This is a genomic window from Bacillus sp. 05T31 (assembly GCF_056396725.1).
The window spans coordinates 1-2,897 of the sequence record NZ_JBFTMA010000808.1 but is presented as its reverse complement, the minus strand read 5'-3'; the positions used below and the strand labels follow the sequence as shown (position 1 = coordinate 2,897).

Genomic DNA, 2,897 nt, shown 5'->3' with positions numbered 1-2,897 from the left:
ACTACAAACAATTTTACGAGAACAACCGTTAACTCAGTCATTAAGTTACGATCATCCGCAGGGCTATCTCCCGCTAAGGCAAGCGGTCGTAAAATATATGAGGAGATATTTAAAAGTTGAAGCGACCGAACAATCGATTATGATTACATCCGGCGCCCAACAAGCACTTCACCTTATCGTACAATGTTTATTAAACCCAGGTGATGCGGTCGCTTTCGAAAGTCCATCACACTGCTACTCATTACCATTATTCCAATCGGCAGGTATTCGTATTTTCCCATTACCTGTCGATGAACACGGTATTAATCCAGACGATGTGCAGGAGTTGTATAGAAAACATCGTATTAAAATGATTTTTTTAAATCCAAATTTCCAAAATCCTACGGGAACGATGCTGCATCCAAACCGTAGAAAAAAATTGTTATCACTTTGTGCGGACTTACGAATTGCGATCGTTGAAGATGATCCGTCTAGTTTACTTACGTTAGAAAATAAACAACCTTGCCCTACTTTAAAATCAATTGATGAAAACGGAACGGTCATTTATGTCCATTCCTTATCAAAAATGATTGCGCCAGGTTTACGAGTTGGCTGGCTTGTCGCTCCGCAGTCTGTCGTAGAGCGATTATCAGATGCGCGTCACCAAATGGAATTAGGAATGAGTATATTCCCGCAGTGGCTTATACAACAATTTTTCGAAACTGTACCATTTCATTCTCATATAGTTCCTTTACGAAAGCAACTAGCAGAAAAAAGAGACATTATCGTTCGTGCCCTAAACGAGCAACTTCACGATAAAATCTCTTTCTCAAGCCCAACCGGTGGTATATACATATGGGGAAAATTAAACGAACCTATAAACGAAAAACAACTCATTATGCAAAGCTTAAAACAAGAAATCACCTTTATGCCGGGAAGTATTTTCGGTGCTAAAGATGGTTATATTCGTTTATCTTACGGGAAAGTGAATATTGATCAAATTGAGGAAGGTATTTCTCGTTTGCGTGAGGCTATTTTGGTTTGTGGGAAATAACATTATGTAAAGAAGTCTCGTTTGACAAAAGCAAAATCTACCATTATTATCAACACGAACCTATTCATAGGAGTGATAAAATGAAGATTTACGTTGATGCAGATGCTTGTCCTGTAAAAGATGTGATTATTTATGAAGCTACGAATGCCGAAATTCCTGTTACCCTCGTTACTAGTTTCTCTCATTATTCTAATGCTAAGCAGCCAACAGGTGTGGAAACAATTTATGTTGATTCCGGAGCAGATGCTGCGGATTACCGGATTATGCAGTTAGCAAAAAAAGAAGATTTAATCGTAACGCAAGATTACGGTCTTGCTTCGCTTGCTTTAGCAAAAGGCTGTATCGTTCTACACCATAAAGGCTATAAGTATACGAATGAAAACATTGAACAATTGTTACAAACACGGTATTTAAGTGCAATGGTTCGAAAAAGCGGCAAGCGTACAAAAGGGCCAAAACCATTTACAGCAGAAGATAAAGAGAAATTTAGAGAACTCTTTAAAAGTATGATTGCACTTTAGAAATGAACCTTCTATTTGTAGGGAAAGCTTAACAAAGAAAAGAAGAGAATATCCAAATGAACATTCTCTTCTTGAGGCTTACCCGTTTAAAAAGACGGTAAATTATCTAAGTTATTTTCCTTTATACCATCCGGTTCACTACGTATAATATCCCTACCATACTTATGAAATACGGTTCTGCTCCTGAACTGACTTCCTGAGCTACTTCCAATTGTGCTTGCTCTTCTCCTTGATGTAAGTATTCATTATAAACTTTTTTAAAGTCTTTTTTGTCCATAAATTTCACCTCCAACACATTTTATTAGTATGGTTGTTAGGTGTTGGTTTTATGTACCTTTCTCTTAACAAAATGTATTTTTATTTATTATAAGTTTTGAATCATATATTCTAATTTAAATGCTTTTTTTTAATACCTACGCAAATCCTTCAAAGTCTCCAATATATCATCTGTAAAGGCAGTAGCACCCTCATTCTCTAAAGCTGTAAAATATAAACTTCTTAAGAAAGCTCTAATATTTTGTACTAAAATAGCTTGCTGAGGATGTCGGATGTCTTCAACAATTGCTATACTATGTAGCCAGTTGCTCCACTCTTCTTCAGTTAAACTATTTTGATTCCGTAACGACATGATTGGCGTTACTAATCTCTCATCCTCAAAGTTTATGTATACGTAATCATTCAATCGAACCTTCTGACGAACAACAGCTAGGATTGCATATGAAAACTCACGATTTCGTATCGTACGCGCTAAAGCATCTAGTGCATCTGCCGCATGTGCAGTAGAATGTGCCCAGCCTTTTCCTTCTACGTAACCYCTTACATCTTCTTCTAAATAGACATATTCCAGAACTTGTTCTGCCACACTATACAGTTGTTCTTCAGATAACAGTGGTTCTCTTTCATGAACAGATAAAATAAGCGGCGGAATTAATACGGAGAACGCACGTTTAAATACAGAATCTGTGCCCTTTTCACCAATTTTATAAAATAAATAATCAGGACTAATCGCTTGTAACATTAATCCTCGTAATTCTTTTTGTCTAAATACATCATTTGTAATCCATTTGTGAAGCGTACTATAAATCAAATCATCACGTAATTCAGCATCAGGTGATCCGATATAATCTAACATCCACTGTGCATATGGATATGCGTCTACGTCTTCTGGCACAGCATAATTATTATTTTGAATTTGTTGTAATTCTTCTTTTAGTTCTAGTACTTCTGTCATTATATTTCCTGTCCCCTTTTTACGTTTTTYAACTTMTTTTCGCCTTATCCCCTGTAATTTCCCTCATAAAATTAAGTCGACTTTTAATATAGTTTTAGTCCCTATCTTTCTA

The 2,897-nt window shown here is 36.2% G+C and carries 3 protein-coding genes and 1 pseudogene; 2 read left to right on the top strand and 2 right to left on the bottom strand.

Annotated elements, in window-relative coordinates; translation table 11 throughout:
• A partial coding sequence (locus tag AC1DJR_RS28555; protein WP_477004108.1) for an aminotransferase-like domain-containing protein occupies positions 1–1,033 on the top strand: 1,033 nt, incomplete at its 5' end.
• Positions 1,034–1,113: 80 nt separating this feature from the next.
• Positions 1,114–1,554, top strand: a complete 441-nt coding sequence (locus tag AC1DJR_RS28550; protein ID WP_429688512.1) for a YaiI/YqxD family protein — start codon at positions 1,114–1,116, stop codon at positions 1,552–1,554.
• An 86-nt stretch (positions 1,555–1,640) separates the two neighbouring features.
• Here the strand turns inward: AC1DJR_RS28550 and AC1DJR_RS28545 are convergent.
• Both AC1DJR_RS28545 and AC1DJR_RS28540 read right to left on the bottom strand, forming a co-directional pair.
• Positions 1,641–1,727: pseudogene (locus AC1DJR_RS28545) on the bottom strand (DUF3892 domain-containing protein); the annotation flags it as partial.
• Positions 1,728–1,960: 233 nt separating this feature from the next.
• Complete coding sequence (locus tag AC1DJR_RS28540; protein WP_429688510.1) at positions 1,961–2,785, bottom strand: DUF2785 domain-containing protein; 825 nt, start codon at positions 2,783–2,785, stop codon at positions 1,961–1,963.
• Between the last annotated feature and the right edge of the window lie 112 nt (positions 2,786–2,897).

Coding starts and splice junctions, on each gene's coding strand:
- AC1DJR_RS28550 (WP_429688512.1), top strand. CDS start 1,114: ATGAAGATTTACGTTGATGCAGATGCTTGTCCTGTAAAAGATGTGATT.